2 protein-coding genes and 1 pseudogene are annotated in these 2,143 nt (G+C 27.5%); all 3 read left to right on the top strand.

Features of this window, described 5'->3' with window-relative positions; translation table 11 throughout:
- Window positions 1–198, top strand: a 198-nt coding sequence (locus D8855_RS10715) for an Rgg family transcriptional regulator (protein ID WP_474104125.1), incomplete at its 5' end; no start/stop codon positions are given.
- Window positions 199–590: 392 nt separating this feature from the next.
- Window positions 591–1,283: an ATP-binding cassette domain-containing protein gene (locus tag D8855_RS10320; protein WP_125417220.1), complete on the top strand. Its 693-nt coding sequence runs from the start codon at window positions 591–593 to the stop codon at window positions 1,281–1,283.
- Window positions 1,284–1,798: 515 nt separating this feature from the next.
- Window positions 1,799–2,143, top strand: a pseudogene (locus D8855_RS10710) (hypothetical protein); the annotation flags it as partial.

Raw genomic sequence — 2,143 nt, 5'->3', positions numbered from 1 at the left:
TTATTTTTTGATGAAACAGAATTATATGAAAGATTAGTTTTTTACCTCATAGATAGTTGTTACAGTTTTAAAATGACAAATGAATTGAGTAATATTTTAGAGATGAGGAAGTGTATTGCCTTTCTGAAAACTTTGGAAAGTATGAATTTAGTAGATAGATGGGAAAAGTATATTGAGAGAGTACTTAATAGTAACTGATTGCAAATAAGGGATGAAAAATACTAGGGTGATTTCTGGTGATATAATAATATTATACAGTAGGTAAGTTATTTGTTATAACTAAGGATGAACAATCATTATTTAGAACATCCAGATTGACAATCCAAATGGAAGAATTAAAAAGCCAATGGTTTTACATTATTTTTTTAAACGAGATAAATTTTCCATAGTAGCACATGGTTATTACTTTTTAGCTACCTTGTACCAATAATCTTAGAAAGGAAATTAAACAATGAACAAAAAACTTAGACTCGCAATTGCTATTTGCTTTTTTGTAGGTGCATTTATGTTTGTTTTCATGAAAGAATATCTTTATGCAGTTGCTTTTATGATAGTGGGTGGAGTATATCTGTATAAAGGAGTGAGATAATTTGACAACTCTATTAGAACTAAAAAAATTGAATTTTGCATATGTTAAGAATAGTAAAATATTAGATAACATTGATTTAATTTTAAATCAGAACAAAGTCTATGGTTTGATTGGAAAGAACGGTGCTGGGAAAACAACGTTTATTAAAACTTTAAGTAGTGTATTTAACAATAATGTTTTTACTCTGGAATATTTTAAGTTTTTCGATAAAGAAGTCCAGCTGAGTTCAGAATTTTATCGACAAAATAAGTATACAGTATTTACAGAAAGTGAAAGCTTTTTAAACTGGACTTTTTTGCAATATTTGGAAATGGTCTGTCAACTTTATAATTGTTCGATAGAAAGAAAAAGATTGGAATTTCTAGTTAACGGATTTAAATTTGAAGAGTATTGCCAAAAAGAGATCAGAGACCTTTCTACTGGTAATAAAAAGAAAGTTTTCTTGATAGTAGGATTATATCTTAGAAGACCTTTATTGATTTTAGATGAACCGTTTGACGGTTTAGACTTCGAGTCCACGGAATTTTTATATAAGATGTTACTGGAGTATAAGCAATATGGTACCGTTCTGTTAAGTACTCATTTTGCAGAGAGTGTCGTAAGAGTTTGTGATTATCTTTATATTCTAGAAAATGCTCACATAAACTTATTCCAAGGAAATGTGTCTGAATGGTTAGAGTCCATCAGGAAATAAGGAGGAAATCTGTAATGTTATGGATATCCATATGTAGAGATTTGTTTTCACGGAAAAGATTTTATTTTCTGGGATTCTCTTTAATACTAGTCTTACTCATACGAAATTTAATACCTTCTCATAACAATGCGAACTATCTTTTATTTTCTGCAACACTAATTACCTTAGTAAGTACTTGGCAACTACTTTTATCTTATTTCAAATCAGAAAGAATCCAGGCATATTATCAACTTCCTATTTCTAACACAAAGTTTTATATCCAATTTATATTTGTGGCGTTTGCATCTAATCTAATCGAAAGATTGTCATTGTTAATCATTCTTTTTAGTGAAGCAAAATTANTAAATTTGATACTACCTATATTATCTTCCCTTTTTGTTATTATGAGTAGCTTTAGATTAGTTAGGTGTTTTGGAGCTTTTAATAATAAAGTGACTAATCTTTTATCATTACTTTATATTTTTATTTCACTATCATTGTTTCTCTTACTGAAATCAATTTATTTGCTTTTGTTCATGATTGCTATTGAGTGGATTTTTATTTTAAGAGATGATAATTTTTTGTATTTAGATGATTTTTCAAATACAAATCATTTTTTAAAGTTTAAAAATTATTTTGTTTCAAATTTGGTAAAAGAGAGATATTTTTATTTTAATACTGTCGCCTCAGTATTATTTATTTTAATATTATATTTTCAAAAACTACCTGAAAACATAAAAATCCCATTACTATTCACTGTAGCATCTACTAATACACCTCTTACTAGTTTAATTTCTAGCGAGCCACAATTAAGAATACATTTGCGATCACTACCTAAATCTTATGTTTTTTACAATATGTATCTAAGGTGTTTATTATAC

Source organism: Streptococcus mitis (assembly GCF_003942685.1).
Lineage (GTDB): Bacteria > Bacillota > Bacilli > Lactobacillales > Streptococcaceae > Streptococcus > Streptococcus mitis_CD.
Note: the sequence above shows the minus strand (reverse complement) of the source record. Positions and strands in the feature narration are given on the sequence as shown.